Origin of the sequence: Micromonospora sp. GCM10011542, assembly GCF_042650685.1 — a bacterium.
Lineage (GTDB): Bacteria > Actinomycetota > Actinomycetes > Mycobacteriales > Micromonosporaceae > Micromonospora.
On record NZ_JBHSBO010000067.1, the window covers coordinates 16,087 to 33,523 of the forward strand.

The 17,437-nt window shown below is 72.5% G+C and carries 16 protein-coding genes; 10 read left to right on the forward strand and 6 right to left on the reverse strand.

What is annotated here, in order from left to right; genetic code table 11:
- The first annotated feature begins 41 nt into the window (after positions 1-41).
- Both ACFOW4_RS28085 and ACFOW4_RS28090 read left to right on the forward strand, forming a co-directional pair.
- The gene (locus tag ACFOW4_RS28085; RefSeq protein ID WP_377533266.1) at positions 42-1,106 is read left to right on the forward strand and encodes a hemolysin family protein; all 1,065 of its coding nucleotides are present in this window, start codon (positions 42-44) and stop codon (positions 1,104-1,106) included.
- A gap of 92 nt (positions 1,107-1,198) precedes the next feature.
- Entirely contained in the window at positions 1,199-2,128 is a 930-nt protein-coding gene (locus ACFOW4_RS28090; protein WP_377533268.1) for a sporulation protein, read from the forward strand.
- Between the two features lie 73 nt (positions 2,129-2,201).
- Here ACFOW4_RS28090 and leuE read toward each other — a convergent pair whose 3' ends face one another.
- Both leuE and ACFOW4_RS28100 read right to left on the reverse strand, forming a co-directional pair.
- Positions 2,202-2,870: a leucine efflux protein LeuE gene (leuE, locus tag ACFOW4_RS28095; RefSeq protein ID WP_377533270.1), complete on the reverse strand. Its 669-nt coding sequence runs from the start codon at positions 2,868-2,870 to the stop codon at positions 2,202-2,204.
- Positions 2,870-4,111 carry a bifunctional pyridoxamine 5'-phosphate oxidase family protein/GNAT family N-acetyltransferase gene (locus ACFOW4_RS28100; protein ID WP_377533272.1) on the reverse strand — a complete coding sequence of 414 codons (1,242 nt, stop codon included), beginning with the start codon at positions 4,109-4,111 and terminating at the stop codon, positions 2,870-2,872. The genes leuE and ACFOW4_RS28100 overlap by 1 nt, the downstream gene beginning before the upstream one ends.
- 34 nt (positions 4,112-4,145) lie before the next feature.
- On the opposite strand from ACFOW4_RS28100, the gene ACFOW4_RS28105 reads away from it, so the two are divergent.
- From ACFOW4_RS28105 to rny, 7 genes are all read left to right on the forward strand, one after another.
- Complete coding sequence (locus tag ACFOW4_RS28105; protein WP_377533274.1) at positions 4,146-5,486, forward strand: aminotransferase class I/II-fold pyridoxal phosphate-dependent enzyme; 1,341 nt, start codon at positions 4,146-4,148, stop codon at positions 5,484-5,486.
- A 417-nt stretch (positions 5,487-5,903) separates the two neighbouring features.
- Complete coding sequence (locus ACFOW4_RS28110) at positions 5,904-6,608, forward strand: UdgX family uracil-DNA binding protein (RefSeq protein WP_377533276.1); 705 nt, start codon at positions 5,904-5,906, stop codon at positions 6,606-6,608.
- Positions 6,609-6,892: 284 nt separating this feature from the next.
- Positions 6,893-8,284, forward strand: coding sequence for an MFS transporter (locus ACFOW4_RS28115; protein WP_377533278.1), 1,392 nt, complete (start codon positions 6,893-6,895; stop codon positions 8,282-8,284).
- A gap of 4 nt (positions 8,285-8,288) precedes the next feature.
- Positions 8,289-8,489 (forward strand): DUF3046 domain-containing protein, encoded by a 201-nt coding sequence (locus ACFOW4_RS28120; protein WP_377533280.1) that lies wholly within the window; start codon positions 8,289-8,291, stop codon positions 8,487-8,489.
- Between the two features lie 184 nt (positions 8,490-8,673).
- Positions 8,674-9,720, forward strand: a complete 1,047-nt coding sequence (gene recA / locus ACFOW4_RS28125; protein ID WP_145784951.1) for a recombinase RecA — start codon at positions 8,674-8,676, stop codon at positions 9,718-9,720.
- Between the two features lie 14 nt (positions 9,721-9,734).
- On the forward strand, positions 9,735-10,421 hold the full coding sequence (locus ACFOW4_RS28130; RefSeq protein WP_377533282.1) for a regulatory protein RecX: 687 nt from the start codon (positions 9,735-9,737) through the stop codon (positions 10,419-10,421).
- Positions 10,422-10,927: 506 nt separating this feature from the next.
- Entirely contained in the window at positions 10,928-12,694 is a 1,767-nt protein-coding gene (rny, locus tag ACFOW4_RS28135; RefSeq protein ID WP_377533284.1) for a ribonuclease Y, read from the forward strand.
- A gap of 96 nt (positions 12,695-12,790) precedes the next feature.
- Here the strand turns inward: rny and ACFOW4_RS28140 are convergent, their stop codons facing one another.
- The 4 genes from ACFOW4_RS28140 to ACFOW4_RS28155 are packed head-to-tail and all read right to left on the reverse strand — an operon-like array spanning position 12,791 to position 16,193.
- Positions 12,791-13,765, reverse strand: coding sequence for an amino acid ABC transporter permease (locus tag ACFOW4_RS28140; RefSeq protein WP_377533286.1), 975 nt, complete (start codon positions 13,763-13,765; stop codon positions 12,791-12,793).
- The gene (locus ACFOW4_RS28145) at positions 13,762-14,469 is read right to left on the reverse strand and encodes an amino acid ABC transporter permease (RefSeq protein WP_377533288.1); all 708 of its coding nucleotides are present in this window, start codon (positions 14,467-14,469) and stop codon (positions 13,762-13,764) included. The genes ACFOW4_RS28140 and ACFOW4_RS28145 overlap by 4 nt, the downstream gene beginning before the upstream one ends.
- Before the next feature lie 41 nt (positions 14,470-14,510).
- Positions 14,511-15,380 (reverse strand): glutamate ABC transporter substrate-binding protein, encoded by an 870-nt coding sequence (locus tag ACFOW4_RS28150; protein ID WP_377533290.1) that lies wholly within the window; start codon positions 15,378-15,380, stop codon positions 14,511-14,513.
- A 57-nt stretch (positions 15,381-15,437) separates the two neighbouring features.
- A complete protein-coding gene (locus ACFOW4_RS28155; RefSeq protein WP_377533292.1) occupies positions 15,438-16,193 on the reverse strand; it encodes an amino acid ABC transporter ATP-binding protein in 756 nt (251 codons plus the stop codon).
- Between the two features lie 196 nt (positions 16,194-16,389).
- Between ACFOW4_RS28155 and selD the strand changes: the two genes are divergently transcribed.
- Positions 16,390-17,379, forward strand: coding sequence for a selenide, water dikinase SelD (gene selD, locus ACFOW4_RS28160; protein ID WP_377533294.1), 990 nt, complete (start codon positions 16,390-16,392; stop codon positions 17,377-17,379).
- The last annotated feature ends 58 nt before the right edge of the window (positions 17,380-17,437 follow it).

Consider the following 17,437-nt stretch of genomic DNA (forward strand, 5'->3'; position numbering starts at 1 on the left):
GAGCTTGCGAGCCCCGCAGTCGCGAATGAAAGGCAGCTCCGATGAGCCCGGGGATCGCGCTGTTCAGCTCTGTCGTCCTGCTGGCGCTGAACGGGTTCTTCGTGGCCGCCGAGTTTGCCCTGGTGGCCAGCAAGCGCTACCGCCTGGAGCAGGCGGCGGCGGCTGGCGGACGGGCGGCCCGGGCGGCGCTGGACGGCGTACGCGAGCTGTCGCTGATGCTCGCCGGCGCGCAGCTCGGCATCACGCTCTGCACGCTGGGTCTCGGCGCGCTGGCCGAGCCGGCGATCGAGCACCTGCTCAGCCCGCTGCTGCACGCCGTGGGGCTGCCGGACGCGGCGAGCCACGCCGTCGCCCTGGTCTTCGCCCTGGCGGTGGTGACCTTCCTGCACCTGGTGGTCGGCGAGATGGCGCCGAAGTCGTGGGCGATCACCGACGCCGAGCGCTCGGCGACGCTGTTGGCGTTGCCGTTCCGCGCCTTCGCGCGGGTCGCCCGGCCGGTGCTGTCCGCGCTGAACGCGTTGGCGAACGCGGTATTGCGGCTGTTCGGGGTCAACCAGCAGGACCAGCTGGCCCAGGTGCACGGCCCGGACGAGCTGCGCATCCTGCTGGAGCAGTCACGCGAGCACGGCCTGCTCGGCGCCGAACAGCACCAGCTGCTGACCAGCATGCTGGAGTTGCAGGGCACGTCGGTGGCGCAGGTGATGGAGCCGTTCACCACCATGGTCACCGTCCGCTGCGACGACCGGGCCGAGCGGATCGAACAGGTCAGCCGCGACAGCGGCCGGTCCCGGCTGGCGGTGCTGGACCCGGCCGGTGACGTCTGCGGCCTGGTGCACGTCCGCGAGGCGGTGCGTGCCGTCACCACCGGTCGGGCGGCCACCGCCGGCGAGTTGATGACGTCCGCGTTCACCCTGCCGGCGACGGCCTCGGTGACCGAGGCGGTGGGCGCCATGCGGGCCCGGCAGTCCCAGTTGGCGCTGGTACGCAACGGCGGCGGCCCGACCCGGCCGATCGGTTTCGTGGCTCTGGAGGACCTGCTGGAGGAGGTCATCGGCGAGTTCGACGACGAGACCGATCCCGTGCCGCGCGGACGGCGGCTTCGATGAACCGGAGGGGTGGCCTCTCTTCGCCGAAGTCGAGGTGACCACGCGCCGGGTCCGCGACAGTTGGTGGCGGGGAGCCTGGCGGAGGGGGCGCGGTGCGGCTGACGGGGGTGTCGTCGGAGTCCGGCTGGACCGGGCTGTCCGTGCAGACCACGCTGACCAACCCCAGTACGCGTCCGGGCCTGCGGCTGCCGGGGCGGGTGACGGTGGCCGCCGGGCCGGGGGAGGTGCTGGTGCGGCACATCCGCCTCGGCCTCGTCACCACCGCGGAGCCGGACGACCCTTCCGCGCCTCGGCGCCTTGTCCAGTTCCACCAGGTGCCGATCGCCGGCCGGTTCGTCGTCCCGGCGGGCCGGCGCCGCGCGGTCGACTTCGCGCTGCCGCTGCCCTGGGAGACCCCGGTGACGATCTACAAGGGGGTGCCGCTGCTGAGTCTGCGGATGGGGCTGCGCACCGAGGTGTCGGTCGACCCGGATCTGGACCAGGGCGCGATGGTGCCGGTCTTCGTGCACCCGATCCCCACTCAGGAGCACGTGCTGACGGCGCTGGGCACACTGGGTTTCACGATCCGACAGGCCGGGCTGGTGCAGGGCGGGCTGCCCGGGGTGGCGCAGACCCTGCCGCTGCACCAGCGGTGGGGCTACTGGGTGGCGCCGCTCTACGCCGGGCCGATCACCGAGCTGGAGCTGATCTTCGTGACCACCTCGGCGGGGCTGGAGGTGATCCTCTGGATGGACCGCCGGCTGGCACTGGCCGGGATCACCCACCAGAGCATCAGCCGCTTCCGGGTCTGGCACGCGGACGCCGAGCGACGGGACTGGGTCGCCACCGTGGACGGCTGGCTGCGGTCGGCGATCAACCGGCACGCGGCGGCGGCCGCGCACGCCGACTGGTCCGCGCAGATCACCGAGTCGGCCCACGTCAGCCGCCACCCGGACGAGCCGGTCGCGCCCGGCTACGGCCTGGGCGGCACGGCTGGCGGCGGCGGCGTCGGGGGCGGTGGAGGCGGCGGCGACGGCACCTGACGGGAGCCGTGCCCGTGGGCGGCGTCGACAGGGGCCCCCGCCTCTACCTCAGGCGTTGACAGGCCGCTCCTCCTCACACCGAGGCGGTGGCGAGCTTGAGGCTGAAGCCGAGGAAGACCATCGCGACGCCGGTGGTCGCGCCCGCGGCCAGCCGGCGGCGCTGCCGGAACTGGGCGGCCAGGAACGTGCCGGCGAAGATCAGCGCGGTGAGGTAGAGCGCACTGGTCACCTGGGCGATCAGGCCGAGCAGCAGGAACGACAGCGCCGGCCAGGCGTAGCCGGGGTCGACGAACTGGATGAAGAACGAGATGAAGAACAGGATCGCCTTGGGGTTGAGCAGGCTGATCACCAGCGCCTTGCGGAACGGGCTGCGCATCGCCGCCGGCTCCGCGGCGTCGATGAGCCGCGGCGTGCTCGGGTCGTTGCGGTCGCGCCAGCGCCGCCAGGCGCCGCGCAGCATGGTCAACCCCACATAACCGAGGTACGCGGCACCGGCGTACTTGATCACCAGGAACAACGGTGGGTACGCCTTGAGCAGCGACGCCACCCCGGCGGCCGAGAGGAACATCAGCACCCCGTCGCCGACGAACACCCCGCCCGCGGCCCGGTAGCCGGCGGGCACGCCCCGTTTGGCCGCGGTGGAGAGCACGAAAAGCGAGTTCGGCCCGGGCAGCAGAACGATGGCCACGGTGCCCAGCACGTACGTCCAGATGTCGGTGATCCCCAGCACGCCCGCCATCATCACGCCACCGGTGCCGTCCGGCGAAGCCTTTCCCGCAGGCTGGCCTGTGCGTTCGGCCACTCGTCGACGGTCATCGAGTACTGCACGGTGTCCCGCCAGGAGCCGTCCGAACGCTGCCGGTGCATCCGCAGGACCCCCTCCCGGCTCGCGCCGAGCCGTTCGATCGCCGCCTGGGAGCGGGTGTTGCGGATGTCGGTGTGCCAGGCCACCCGCAGCGCGCCCAGCTCCTCGAAGGCCCGGGTGAGCAGCAGCAGCTTCGCCTCGGTGTTGATCCCGGTGCGCCACCACGGTCGTCCGAGCCAGGTGTAGCCGATGGCGAGGGACCGCCGCTCGGGCTCGATCTCGTAGAAGGAGGTGGTGCCGACCACCGCGCCGGTCATCGCGCTGCGCTGGGCCCAGGAGACCCGCTCGCCCCGATGCCATGCGCCCAGGTAGGCCGCGATGACCTCCCCCATCTCGGTCGCGTCGACCGGTTGCCGGCCGCCGAGGTGCTGCCACACCTCCGGGTCGGCGGTGGCGGCGTACAACTGCTCGGCGTGGCTCGGGTCGAGCGGTTCCAGCACGACGTGCTCTCCGCGCAGCACCGCCGGTTCGTGCCAGGGCGTGCGGGCGGCCCGCAGGTACGCCGGCAGCGGCGCGGTCACCCCGGCGGCCGGTTCGGGCAGCCCGGCGGTCAACCGCAGCGGAAGCACCCCGGCCCAGTGCGGCAGGTCCAGGTCGGCCTCGTCCTCGCTGACCCCACCGGTGCGGGCGCGGACCGACACCTCGCGCAGTGGCAGCGCCAGCACGGCGGTTTCGGCCAGCTCGCGCCGGCTCGGCGGACGGCTGTCGGCGCTGCGTCCGGCGCCCACCTTCTCCACCAGCGCGGTGAGCATGGCCAGCCGCTCCCGCTCGTCGGTGACCAGCCGGGCGGTGCCGTGCGCGACCACCGAGCGGTAGTTGGCGCTGTGGTGGAACTGGGAGCGGGCGTAGACCAACCCGTCGAGCAGGGTCACCGCGACGCAGACCCTCAACCCGTCGCCGCGGGCGGCGAGCAGTGGTCGGCTGCCGGTGGAGCCGTGCAGGTAGAGGGTGTCGCCGATGCGGACGTGCAGGGTGGGCAGCACCCGTGGCTCGCCGTCGACGGTGAAGGCGAGCGCGCAGTGGTACGCCTCGTCCAGCACGGCGTGCGCGGCGGCCCGGTCGTAGCTCATCCGCTCCCGGGAACGGCTGGCGGTGGTCCGATCGGAGGGTGGGTACATGCTCCCGCCTTTGTTCTAGTACAATCCCTGATTTGTGTCAGTACGCTATCAGGTCACCGGGGCGACGGCCGTCGAGATTTCGGCCAGCATCGAGTCGGGCGTCCGCACCGCCGCGCTCCCGCCCGGGGCCGCTCTCCCGTCGGTCCGGGCGCTCGCCGCCGAGCTGGGCGTCAGCCCGGCCACCGTAGCCCGCGCCTACCAGGAGCTGCGCCAGCGCGGCCTGCTCGCCACCGCCGGCCGGCACGGCACCCGGGTCCGCCCGCGCCCGCCCGTCGCGGCCCGCCGGTCGGCGCTGCGCCCACCGCCCGCGCCCGGCACCCGCGACCTGTCCCGGGGCGAACCCGACCCCGACCTGCTGCCCCCGCTCGGGCCACACCTGGCGGCACTCGCCGCCGCCGGCGGCCCGCCGGTCGGCTACTCCGATGCCGGTGTGCTGCCCGAGCTGGCCGAGGCTGCCCGGGCCCGGCTGACCGCCGACGGGGTGCCGGCCGGGGAGCTCACCATCACCGGCGGCGCGCTGGACGGCATCGAACGGCTGCTCGGCGCCCACCTGCGCCCCGGCGACGCGGTCGCGGTCGAGGACCCCGGCTGGGCCAACCTGCTCGACCTGGTCGCCGCGCTCGGGCTGCGCCCGATCGGCGTACCGGTCGACGACGAGGGACCGGTGGTGGCGGGCGTGGCCGCCGCGCTGGCCGCCGGCGCGCGGGCGCTGGTGGTGACCAGCCGCGCGCAGAACCCGACCGGCGCGGCCATCTCCGCCGACCGGGCCGCCGCGCTGCGCGCGCTGCTCGCTGACCGGCGGGACCTGCTGCTGATCGAGGACGACCACGCCGCCGAGCTGGCCCGGCTGCCGCTGCACCCGCTGGCCGGTGCCACCGCCAGCTGGGCCTTCCTCCGCTCGGTGAGCAAGCCCTTCGGTCCCGACCTGCGGCTCGCCGTGCTGGTCGGCGACGAGACCACGGTGGCCCGGGTGGCCGGCCGGGCCCGCGTCGGCGCCGGCTGGGTCTCCACCGTGCTGCAACGGCTGGTGCTCGCGCTCTGGGTCGACCCGGCCGTCACCGAACTGGTGGACCGGGCCGCGGACACCTACGACCGACGGCGCGAGGCGCTGCTGGCCGCGCTGGCCGGGCACGGGTTGAGCGCGCAGGGCCGCAGCGGGATCAACGTCTGGCTGCCGGTGGCGGACGAGACCAGCGCGGTGACCGCGCTGCGTGACGCCGGCTGGTCGGTGGCTCCCGGCGCTCTGTACCGCATCGCCGCCCCGCCCGCCCTCCGGATCACCGTCAGCCACCTCGCCGACGCCGAGATCGCACCCCTGGCCGCGGCCCTGGCCCGGGCCGCCGACCCCACCCCACCGCCCGGCCACACCACCTGACCCTTCCTCACGATCCGGGTCGGGGACGTGAACGCTCGGCGGCTCCCCGCGCGGGAGGGCGTGGGTGGCGGCGGAATGGGTATGCGCGGCGGCGGAGGTGGGATGACCATGGCTTCACCGGGAGCGCGCAAGGGAGTGTGGATCGCCATCGCGGTGGCGATCCTGGTGATCGTGATCGTGCTGATCGCGATCGCAGCCGGCGGTGACGGGGGAGGCAACGGATACTGACCCGCGCGGTCGCCACATGATCGGCTCGGTTTCCATGATGTCGGGGCTTCCCACGGACCCGGATGGGCCGACATCCCGCATCCCGAGTGGATCATCCCAGTGGCGCGCGCCCCGCCGGGCCGCACGCGGCAGGCGAGCCCGTCGGGCCGTACCCGGCATCGGGCGGCGAACGGGTATATAACAGTCGGCATGGCCGAGCAGACCGAGAGCGCCCCGGGTGCCCAGCGGTTCATCCCGCCCGACGCGGACACCATCGACGAGCTGCGCACCGCCTCGGGCGGCTGTCAGGGGTGCGAGCTGTACCGGGACGCCACGCAGACCGTCTTCGGCCGCGGTGACGAGAGCGCCCGCATGGTGCTGGTCGGCGAGCAGCCCGGCGACATGGAGGACCAGAAGGGGCTGCCCTTCGTAGGCCCTGCCGGCCGGCTGCTGCGCAAGGCGGTCGACGACGCGGGGCTCGACCCGCGGCACATCTACCTGACCAACGCCGTCAAGCACTTCCGCTTCGAGCTGCGCGGCAAGCGGCGCATCCACCAGACCCCGGACCGGGTGCACATCACCGCCTGCCGGCCCTGGCTGGTCGCCGAGTTCGCCCGGCTCGACCCGGAGATCGTCGTGGTCCTCGGCGCCACCGCCGCCAAGGCGCTGCTCGGCCCGACGTTCCGGGTGACGAAGCAGCGCGGGGAGCTGCTGCCCTGGCCGGCGTCGGCCCAGCACCCGGAGGACTTCACCCGCGTCCCGGTGGACAGCGCCGGCAAGCTCGCCGACGCCCCGCCGGCCCGGTTGCTGGCCACGATCCACCCGTCGGCGGTGCTGCGCGCCGACGACCAGGACAAGGCGTACGAGGGGCTGGTCGCCGACCTCACCGTGGGAGCGCGCGCCCTGGCCAGCTGACCGCTTCGTCCCGCTCGGGAGGGACCGTCCACGATCGACCGGCGGCCGGTCGGCGGGTTGACCGGGCTGCCCGGCCGGGTACCGACCGAACCGTGGACGAAGGCTCGGCGCGAGGGGCCAGCGTCGCCAGCGGCGCCGGTGGTTCTTCGAGCGGGCCAGCGCCCACCACCACGGCGGCCGCCTCGGGTCGTTGAGCGGTGACGGCGGTCTCGGCCCGTAGCGAACCCCGCTGCCGCTGGTCGGTGCGGTGCGCGAGGATGGGCACCCCGCACCGAGGAGCACCGATGGCCACCGACCTGACCGCGCCGGCCCCCATCCGGCCCGACGTCGCGCCCATCCAGCGGCGCACCCTGCGACTGCTCTTCACCACCCAGATCATCGGCGGCATCGGCGTGACCATCGGCATCGCCGTCGGCGCGCTGCTCGCCGCCCGGATCGCCGGCACCGCGGTCGCCGGCCTGGCGCAGAGCGCCGCCGTGGTCGGCGCGGCCCTGCTGGCCGTCCCGGTCACCCGGATCATGACCCGGCACGGTCGCCGGCCGGGCCTGGTGCTGGCGTACGTAGTCGGTGCCGCTGGCGGGGTGCTGGTGGTGCTGGCCGCGGCCACCGGCTGGGTGCCGTTGCTCTTCCTCGGCATGCTGCTCTTCGGCGGTGGCACCGCGGCCAACCTCCAGGCTCGCTACACGGCGGTGGACCTCGCCGAGCCGGCCCGCCGGGGTCGGCAGCTCTCCCTGATCGTCTGGGCCACCACGATCGGCGCGGTGGCGGCGCCGAACTTCGCCGCACTGGCCGACCGGGTCACCTCCGGCTGGGGACTGCCGCCGCTGGCCGGCCCGTTCGCGTTCAGCGCTGCGGCCTTCCTGCTCGCTGCCGGCGTACTCCTCGGTCTGCTCCGGCCCGACCCGCTGCTCACCGCGCGCCGCCTCGCGGCGGCCGACGCGCCGCCCGGCGCCCCGGCGGCCGACGTCGCGCCCGGCTCCGCGGCGGTCGACCCGGTGTCCGGGGCCGCCGCCAGCGTGGGGGCCGGCCCGGCCGCCGCGCCGGGCACGGTGCGCGCGTCGCGCGGCGCGGGGATTCGGGCGGCCTGGTCGGTGGTACGCGACCGTCCGGCCGCCCGGCTCGGCATCGCCGCGGTGGCGGTGGGCCACCTGGTGATGGTGGCGGTGATGTCGATGACCCCGGTGCGGATCGGGCAGTCGCACGGTGACGCCGACGTGCTGCGGCTGGTCGGCATCGTGCTGAGCGTGCACATCGCCGGCATGTACGCGCTCTCCCCGGTGGTCGGCTGGCTCACCGACCGGTTGGGTCGGCGCGCGGTGATCCTCGGCGGGGTGGGGCTGTTGCTGGCGGCGTGCGCGGTCGCCGGCACCGCCGGGCACGACACGCCCCTGCTCTCGGTCGGCCTGGCCCTGCTCGGCCTGGGCTGGTCGGGCACCATGGTGGCCGGCTCGACGCTGCTCTCGGAGTCGGTCCCGACCGGTGTGCGGCCGAGCGTGCAGGGGCTCTCCGACCTGACCATGGGGCTGGCCGGTGCGGGTGCCGCCGCGCTGAGCGGGTTTGTCATGCGGGCGGCCGGTTATCCGGTGCTCACCCTGCTCGCGGCGGTCGCGACGGTGCCCCTGGTGGCGCTAGCGTTGCGGCCGGTGCCGACCGGGGCACCGGACGAGGAGGGCTGATCACGTGCGGCTGACCGACTTCTGGACGCGGCTGGAGGAGGCGTTCGGCCCCGGCTACGCGGCCAGCATCGCCCGGGACCAGGTGTTGTCCCAGCTCGGTGGGCGGACCATCGAGCAGGCGCTGGCGTCGGGCGAGCAGACGCACGTGGTGTGGCGGGCGGTCTGCGCCGCGTACCCCGACCGCGTGCCCGCCCGACTACGCTGAGCAGCGATTTCCACCGATCCGCGTGTCGCTTGCCGAGTCGTACACCTGTTCGGCTATTGTCCACAGCGGGGTGCTCGTCCACAGCTCGCGGCCCGTCGGCTGGTTTTCTGTCGGACCCAGCGCCTAGCGTGTCCGCGTGACGCGAAGCTCAGCAAAGACGCCGGCGAAGGCAGGGGTGGCAACCATGGCAGCAGGGCCTGACCGGGAGAAGGCACTCGACCTTGCTCTCGCTCAGATCGACAAGCAGTTCGGCAAGGGCTCGGTGATGCGGCTGGGGGAGCGGCCGGTCATCCAGACCGCCGTGATCCCGACCGGCTCCATCGCGCTCGATGTCGCGCTCGGTGTGGGCGGTCTGCCGCGCGGCCGGGTGGTCGAGGTCTACGGCCCGGAGTCCAGCGGTAAGACGACGGTGGCCCTGCACGCGGTGGCCAACGCCCAGCGGGCCGGGGGCATCGCGGCCTTCATCGACGCGGAGCACGCGCTCGACCCGGAGTACGCGAAGGCCCTCGGCGTCGACACCGACGCGATGCTGGTGTCCCAGCCGGACACCGGCGAGCAGGCGCTGGAGATCGCGGACATGCTGATCCGCTCCGGCGCGCTCGACATCATCGTGATCGACTCGGTGGCGGCCCTGGTGCCGCGCGCCGAGATCGAGGGTGAGATGGGCGACAGCCACGTGGGTCTCCAGGCCCGGCTGATGAGCCAGGCGCTGCGGAAGATCACCGGTGTGCTCAGCAACACCGGCACCACCGCGATCTTCATCAACCAGCTCCGCGAGAAGATCGGCGTGATGTTCGGCAGCCCGGAGACCACCACCGGTGGTCGGGCGCTGAAGTTCTACGCCTCGGTCCGGCTCGACGTGCGACGCATCGAGAGCCTCAAGGACGGCACCGACGTGGTCGGTAACCGCACCCGGGTCAAGGTCGTGAAGAACAAGGTGGCCGCGCCGTTCAAGCAGGCCGAGTTCGACATCATGTACGGCAAGGGCATCTCCCGCGAGGGCTCGCTGATCGACGTCGGCGTGGAGCAGGCGATCATCCGCAAGTCGGGTGCCTGGTACACCTACGACGGCGACCAGCTCGGCCAGGGCAAGGAGAAGGCCCGGGAGTTCCTCAAGGAGAACCCGGACGTGGCGGCCGAGATCGAGAAGAAGATCCTGGAGAAGCTCGGCGTCGGGGTCGGCGCGGGTGACGCCGCCGGTGGCCCCGAGCTGCCGCCGGTCGACTTCTGACCGGTCGCTGACCAGTGGCAGGACGACGCGCCCGTACGGGGCGGGGCTGGGATGCCAGCCCGCCCCGTACGGGCGACGCCAGCGGTCCGGCCCGCCCCCGTCGGGGCCGCCGGGCCGAGCAGCAGACGGACGAGCCGGAGTCCCCGCCGCGCGACGAGGCGGAGGTGGCCCGGGAGATCTGCCTGCGCCAGCTCGCCGTCCGCCCGCGCACGCGGGCCGAGCTGGCCGGGGCGCTGGCCAAGCGGGGGATCTCCGAGCAGGTCTCGGCCGAGGTGCTCGACCGCTACGACGAGGTCGGCATCATCGACGACGCTGCGTTCGCCCGGGCCTGGGTGTCCAGCCGGCACGCCGGGCGTGGCCTGGCCCGCCGGGCTCTCGCCAACGAGCTGCGCCAGAAGGGCGTGGACGGCGAGGTGGCCACCGAGGCGCTCGGCGAGCTGGACGAGGAGACCGAGGCGGACACCGCCCGTGCCCTAGTCGACCGCAAGCTGCGTACCGCCCGGGGTGAGCCCGACGCGGTCTTCCGCCGCCTCGTGGGCATGCTGGCCCGCAAGGGCTACCCACCGGGAGTGGCGATCCGGGCGGTGAAGGACGCGCTCGCCGCGCAGAGTGCGGAGGCGGCCGAGTTCGCCGAGCAGATCGACGCCGACGCGCTGGCCGACGCCGAGGGCGAGCTGGACCGCGGCCGGCTGGCCGAGTGAGCGCCGTGGCGGCCCGCTGAGCAGGTGTGACGCCCGTCCGGGGCGGATACGCCTCGCGGAGTTTGTCCGCTGGTGTCCGCCGCGACATCAGCAGGACGTGATGGCCCAACTTCGCTCCGTTCGGGGGGTTTGATCATGAGTCCTTGACCAGACCGCCCCCGGCGACCTAGCCTCGCCATACAGGCTCACATTGCCCGACCAGCGCAGGCTAAGCGCACAACATAGATCGCGTAACAGAACAGCATCACTTTGGCCGATTCCACGGTCCTTGGTGGCAGCTCCGGACAGGCCGGTCCGGAGCGCTGCGACAACTGCACCCGATCGCCGACGCTGCCCGCAGGCACCGCCGGCGGAGAAAGCTACCCACGGCCAGCCGCTCCGGTCGGGCGTCCATAGCCGCAGGAGTGTGCCCACCGGCACAGTCGCTGCGGACGGCGACGTTCAGGGGAGGCGGCCATGGCGGGGCGGCGGCACAGGATCACCGGTAGGCCCCACGGGGTTCCGGCATGAGCGCCTTCGACGTCGTGCTCCTCGCGGCCGTCGTGCTCCTCGCCGTGGTGGTGATCGGGGCCGTGCTGGTCGGCGTCCGCACGCTGCGCCGGATGGGTGCGGCGCCGGCGCCGGAGGATCCCGCCTTCATCGCCGAGAAGGACCGCCAGGAACAGTCGCTGGCCGCCCTGCGCACGGCGGCCGACGAGGCGAACAGCACCATCGACGTGGCGAAGTCAGCGGCGGCGGCGGCCCGCACCGAGGCCGCGGCGGCGAAAGCCGAGGCGAAGGCGGCCCGGGCCGAGGCCCGTCGGGTGCTCGACGACGCCCGCGCCGAGGCCGACACCGTGCTGGAACGCGCGCACAAGCAGGCCGAGGCCGACGCCGAGCAGTTGCGCACCGCGGCCCGCCGCAGCGGCGAACGGGAGGTCGCGGTACTCGCCGCCACCACCCGGGAGCAGGCCGCGGAGGTGGAGCGGCGGGCGGCCCGGATGGACGAGCGGGAGCGGCTGCACACCGAGGAGGTGGAGCGGCTCGCCGAGCGGGAACGGCAGCTCACCGCGGCCAGTGCCGCCCTGTCGGCGCGGGAGGCGGCGCTGAGCCAGCGGGAGTCCGAGCTGGCCGAGGCGGAGGAGTCGCGCCGCCGGGAGCTGGAGCGGGTGGCCGGCTTGACCGCCGACAACGCCCGGGCCGAGCTGATCGAGGCGATCGAGACGCAGGCGAAGCGGGAGGCCGCGCTGCTGGTGCGGGACATCGAGTCCGACGCGCGCAACACCGCCGAGCAGCGGGCCCGGCACATCGTGGTGGACGCGATCCAGCGGGTGGCCAGCGAGCAGACCGCGGAGAGCGTCGTCAGCGTCCTGCACCTGCCCGGCGACGAGATGAAGGGGCGGATCATCGGCCGGGAGGGGCGCAACATCCGCGCCTTCGAGTCGGTGACCGGCGTCAACCTGATCATCGACGACACCCCGGAGGCGGTGCTGCTCTCCTGCTTCGACCCGGTGCGCCGGGAGGTCGGCCGGCTCACCCTGGAGAAGCTGGTGCTCGACGGCCGGATCCACCCGCACCGGATCGAGGAGGTCTACGACCTGGCTCGGCACGAGGTGGAGGAGCTCTGCCACCGGGCCGCCGAGGACGCCCTGGTCGAAGTCGGCATCACTGAGATCCATCCGGAGCTGGTCACCCTGCTGGGCCGGCTGCGCTACCGCACCTCGTACGGGCAGAACGTGCTCAAGCACCTGGTGGAGACCGCGCACATCGCCGGGATCATGGCGGCCGAGCTGCGCCTGGACGTGCCCACCATCAAGCGCTCGGCGTTCCTGCACGACATCGGCAAGGCGCTCACCCACGAGGTCGAGGGCAGCCACGCCATCATCGGCGCTGACCTGGCCCGCAAGTACGGCGAGCACGAGGACGTGGTGCACGCCATCGAGGCGCACCACAACGAGGTGCCGCCGCAGACGATCGAGGCCGTGCTCACCCAGGCCTCCGACGCCTGCTCCGGGGGCCGGCCGGGGGCGCGGCGGGAGAGCCTGGAGGCGTACGTCAAGCGGCTGGAGCGGATCGAGGAGATCGCGGCCGGCAAGGTGGGTGTGGAGAAGGTCTTCGCCATGCAGGCCGGCCGGGAGGTCCGGGTGATGGTCAAGCCGGACGACGTGGACGACATCGGCGCGGCGGTGCTGGCGCGGGACGTGGCCAAGCAGATCGAGGAGGAGCTGACCTACCCGGGTCAGATCCGGGTGACCGTGGTCCGCGAGTCCCGCGTCACGGAGATCGCCCGCTGAGTCGGGGTGGCCCGCGCGGCGCGCCGGCCGAGTGGATCGCCAAAGGGCCGCCCCGGATCGGGGCGGCCCTTGATGGCGTCGGTGGTATGGCGTGGCTCAGGCCCCGCCGCCTCCCCCGCCGCCCTCGGCCTGCGACATGAGCGCGGCCGGCGGAGGGTTCTGTGCCGGGGTGTTCGCCGTCTTGCGGCCCTGGGCGAGCCGGCGCTGGACGTACTGAGCGAGCTTCGACAGCGAGTAGTTCACCGCGATGAAGAGCACGGCGATCACGACGTACACCTGGATGGGGTTGCCCAGCACGCCGATGATCTGCTTGCCGATGTTGAGCGTCTCCTCGTAGCTGATGATGAAGCCCAGCGAGGTGTCCTTGAGCACCACGACCAGCTGGCTGATCAGCGCCGGCAGCATGATCCGGAAAGACTGTGGCAGCAGGATCATCCGGGTGGTCTGCATCGGGGAGAGCCCGATCGCGGAGGCGGCCTCCCGTTGACCGCCCGGCAACCCCTCCATGCCGGAGCGGAGGATCTCCGCGATGACCACCGAGTTGTAGATGGTCAGACCGATCACCAGGTACCAGAGGGTGTCGAACGAGATGCCGAACTCGGGGAAGCCACGGGCGACGAAGAAGATGGTGATCACGACCGGCAGGCCGCGGAACACCTCGACGCAGACCCGGGTGACCGTCGAGAGGAGCAGGCTCAGCCCGCGCAGCAGGTACGCCACGGGCGTCGCCAGCCCGGTGAACCGCCGCTGGGTCAGGCTCTTGAGTTGGATCCGGAGCACGGCGAGCAGGGTGCCGACCAGCAGCGACCCGACGATGGACAGCGCAGCCGCAGTCAGGGTGTTCCTGAAGCCGAGGCCGATCCGCTCCCACACCAGGGAGAAGTTCTCGTTGGAGGGGTCGACCAGCGGCCCCCACAGCTCCATCGAGAACTGGCCCTTGTCGTCCAGCGGTCGGTAGATCAGGTAGTACGCCCCGACGAGCAGGATCGCCGCGGCGACCACGCTGCTGATCAGGGTGATCCGCCGCTGACGGGGGCCGGGGACGTCGTAGAGGACGCTCTGCTGACTCATCGGGCCACCGCCTGTCGCTTCTCGATCCGGTCCAGGAGGGCACCGAGCGGCACGGTCATGATCAGGTATCCGATCGAGATGCCGATGGCGACCGGGATGAAGGCGTAGCCCTCGGCTCCGGTGAGCTGGTCGGCGGTGGCCGACAGGTCGCCCACGACCCCGAAGAAGCCGGCCAACGCCGAGTTCTTGATCATCGCGATGATCACCGAGCCGAGCGGCACCACGGAAGCCTTCCACGACTGCGGCAGCACCACGTACCGCAGGTTCTGGCCGAAGGTCAGGCCCAGCGACCGGGCGGCCTCGGCCTGCCCGGCGGGCACCGCGTTCACCCCGGAGCGCAGCGCCTCGCAGACGAACGCCGCGGTGTAGAGCACCAGGGCGATCAGCGCGAAGCGGAAGTACGGCAGGTCGGTGCCGAGCCGCTTGAACAGCGCGTCCACGCCGGGGATGCGCAGGAAGTCGGCGTTGGAGCCCAGCGCCGGCAGGCCGAAGGCGGCGAAGAACATCACCACGGTCAGCGGCATGTTGCGGAAGACGTTCACGTAGCCGGTGCCGAGGGCGCGCAGTGGCGGCACCGGCGAGATGCGGAGCACCGCCACGACGGCGCCCAGGATCAGGGCGCCGATCGCGGCGAGTACGCAGATCTGGAGGGTGAGCCAGAAACCACCCGCAAAGACGTCGAACTTGTCGATGAGCACGTTCACGGGTCGGTGTTCCTCCCCACCCTCCAGATCGAAGGATCAGATCAGTAGCGGTTGATGGTCGGCGCCGCGCCGAGCTCCGCGCCGAACTTGCCGGCGGTGTCGTCCCAGGCCTTCTTCCAACGGCCGTCGGCGATGGCCTTGTCCAGCGTGTCGTTGATGAAGGTGCGGAACGCGGTGTCCTCCTTCTTCACCCCGATGCCGTACGGCTCCTTGGTGAAGTTGGAGCCGGCCAGCTTGAAGGACGCCTCGTCCTTGGCGATGTAGCCGAGCAGGATCACGTTGTCCGTGGTGACGGCGTCGACCTGGCCACCCTTGAGGGCGTCGCGGCACTTGTCGTAGGTGTCGAAGAGCACCAGCTGCGAGCCGACGTCCTTGACGTACGTCTTGATGGTCTCGGCCGGCGTCGAGCCGGTGACCGAGCAGACCTTCTTGGTGCCGTCCTTGAACGAATCCGGGCCGGTGATGGTCGCGTCGTCCTTCTTGACCAGGATGTTCTGGCCGGCCTCGTAGTACGGGCCCGCGAAGGCGATGCGCTCCTTGCGCTTGTCGTTGATCGTGTACGTGGCGGCGACCAGGTCGACGCTGCCATCGACGATCTTGTCCTCACGGACCTTCGACGGCGTCTCGACGTACTCGATCTTGTCCTCGGGGATGCCGAGCTCCTTGACGATGATCTTCGCGATCTCGACGTCGAAGCCCTCCGGCTTGCCCGACAGGCCCTTCTGACCGAAGCCCGGCTGGTCGAACTTGGTGCCGACCTTGATCTTCTGGGCCTTGTTGAGCTTCTCCATGGTGCTGCCGGCGGCGAAGGACTTGCTGCCGGAGCCCGTGCCCTCGTCGCCGCCACAGGCGGTCAGCCCGAGCGCCAGAGCGGCGACCGCGGCGACCGCGGCAACGCGCTTCATACGCATACTTTTCTCCTTCTTCGACGGAGCCCGCCGGGGGACGGCACGCTCCACTACGGACGCCTAGTGCGTGAGGATCTTGGAGAGGAAGTCCCGGGCCCGCTCGCTGCGCGGGTTGGCGAAGAACTCCGCCGGCGGGGCGTCCTCGACCAGCTGGCCGTCGGCCATGAAGATGACCCGGTTCGCGGCGTGCCGGGCGAAGCCCATCTCGTGGGTGACCACGACCATGGTCATGCCGTCGCGGGCCAGTGAGGTCATCACGTCCAGCACCTCGCCGACCATCTCCGGGTCGAGCGCGCTGGTGGGCTCGTCGAAGAGCATCGCCTTGGGCTGCATCGCCAGTGCCCGGGCGATGGCCGCCCGCTGCTGCTGGCCGCCGGAGAGCTGGGCCGGGAACTTGTCCGCCTGGTTGGCGATGCCGACCCGGTCGAGCAGGGCCAGGCCGCGCTCACGTGCCGCGGCCGGCTTCTCCTTGCGGACCTTGATCGGCCCGAGGGTGACGTTCTCGAGGATGGTCTTGTGCGCGAAGAGGTTGAACGACTGGAAGACCATGCCGACCTCGCTGCGCAGCTTCGCGAGGGCCTTGCCCTCGGCCGGCAGCGGCTGGCCGTCGAAGGTGATGGTGCCGGAGTTGATCGGCTCCAGCCGGTTGATGGCGCGGCACAGCGTCGACTTGCCGGAGCCGGACGGGCCGATCACCACGACCACCTCGCCCCGACCCACCGACAGTGAGACGTCGTCCAGCACGTGCAGCGGCCCGAACCACTTGTTGACCGCGTCCAGCACGATGAGCGGTTCGCCCGTCGTCACGTCGTCCACCGTCCCTGTCGTCTCCCCGGATCGGGGTCGGATGACCCCCGGTTGGGCCACTGTAGGCGGCGGCATGTGGCGGAACGCAACTCCGTGGGTCACGGAGCGGTAACACCGGTCACGATCGTCGTACGGAGTCCGATTCCGGTCACCGGACGGGGCCGTTGCGGTGGCGGCGGAGCCCGGTTGCCGAGATCATGGCGGCATGACCGAAGCGGTACGCCTGACCCGGTACGCGCGCGGCGGCGGCTGCGCCTGCAAGATCCCGCCTGGGGAGTTGGAGGCGATGGTCGCCGGCCTGGGGCCGGCCAGCGGCACCGCCGAGCTGCTGGTCGGGCTCGACCACGGCGACGACGCGGCGGTGGTCCGGCTGGATGAGCGGACGGGCCTGGTCAGCACCGCGGACTTCTTCACGCCGGTCGTCGACGACGCGTACGACTGGGGGCGGATCGCCGCGGCCAACGCCCTCTCCGACGTGTACGCGATGGGCGGCACCCCGCTGGTCGCGCTCAACCTGCTCTGCTGGCCGCGGGACGTACTGCCGCTGGAGCTGGCCCGCGAGGTGCTGCGCGGTGGTCAGGACGTGGCCCGGGAGGCCGGCTGCCACCTGGCCGGCGGGCACAGCGTCGACGACGACGGTCCGAAGTACGGCCTGGCGGTCACCGGGACGGTCCGGCCCGAGGAGCTGATCACCCTCGACGCCGGCCGCGCCGGGGTGCCGCTGTCGCTGACCAAGCCGCTCGGGGTGGGGGTCCTGAACACCCGGCACAAGGCCACCGGCGAGAGCTTCCCCGAGGCGGTGGCCACGATGAGCGCGCTCAACCGGGACGCGGCGCGGGCCGCGATCGCCGCCGGCATCCGCTGCGGCACCGACGTCACCGGCTTCGGGCTGCTCGGGCACGCCTCGAAGCTGGCCCGGGCCAGCCGGCTCACCGTGGCCATCGACACCGCCCGGGTGCCCTATCTGCCGGGCGCGCGGGAGGCGCTGCGCGACGGGTACGTCAGCGGCGGCAGCCGGCGCAACCTGGAGTGGGTCAAACCGTGGACCGACTTCGGCCAGGTCGGAGAGGACGAGCGGCTGCTGCTTGCCGACGCGCAGACCTCCGGCGGCCTGCTGGTCGCCGGCGAGCTGCCCGGCGCGCCCGTGGTCGGGGAGCTGCTGCCCCGGGGCGAGCACCTGGTCGTCCTGCGCTGACCGGGTAGCTTCCGGGACGTGGAAGTGGCTCGCGCGGACCGGGCACGATACCCGATAA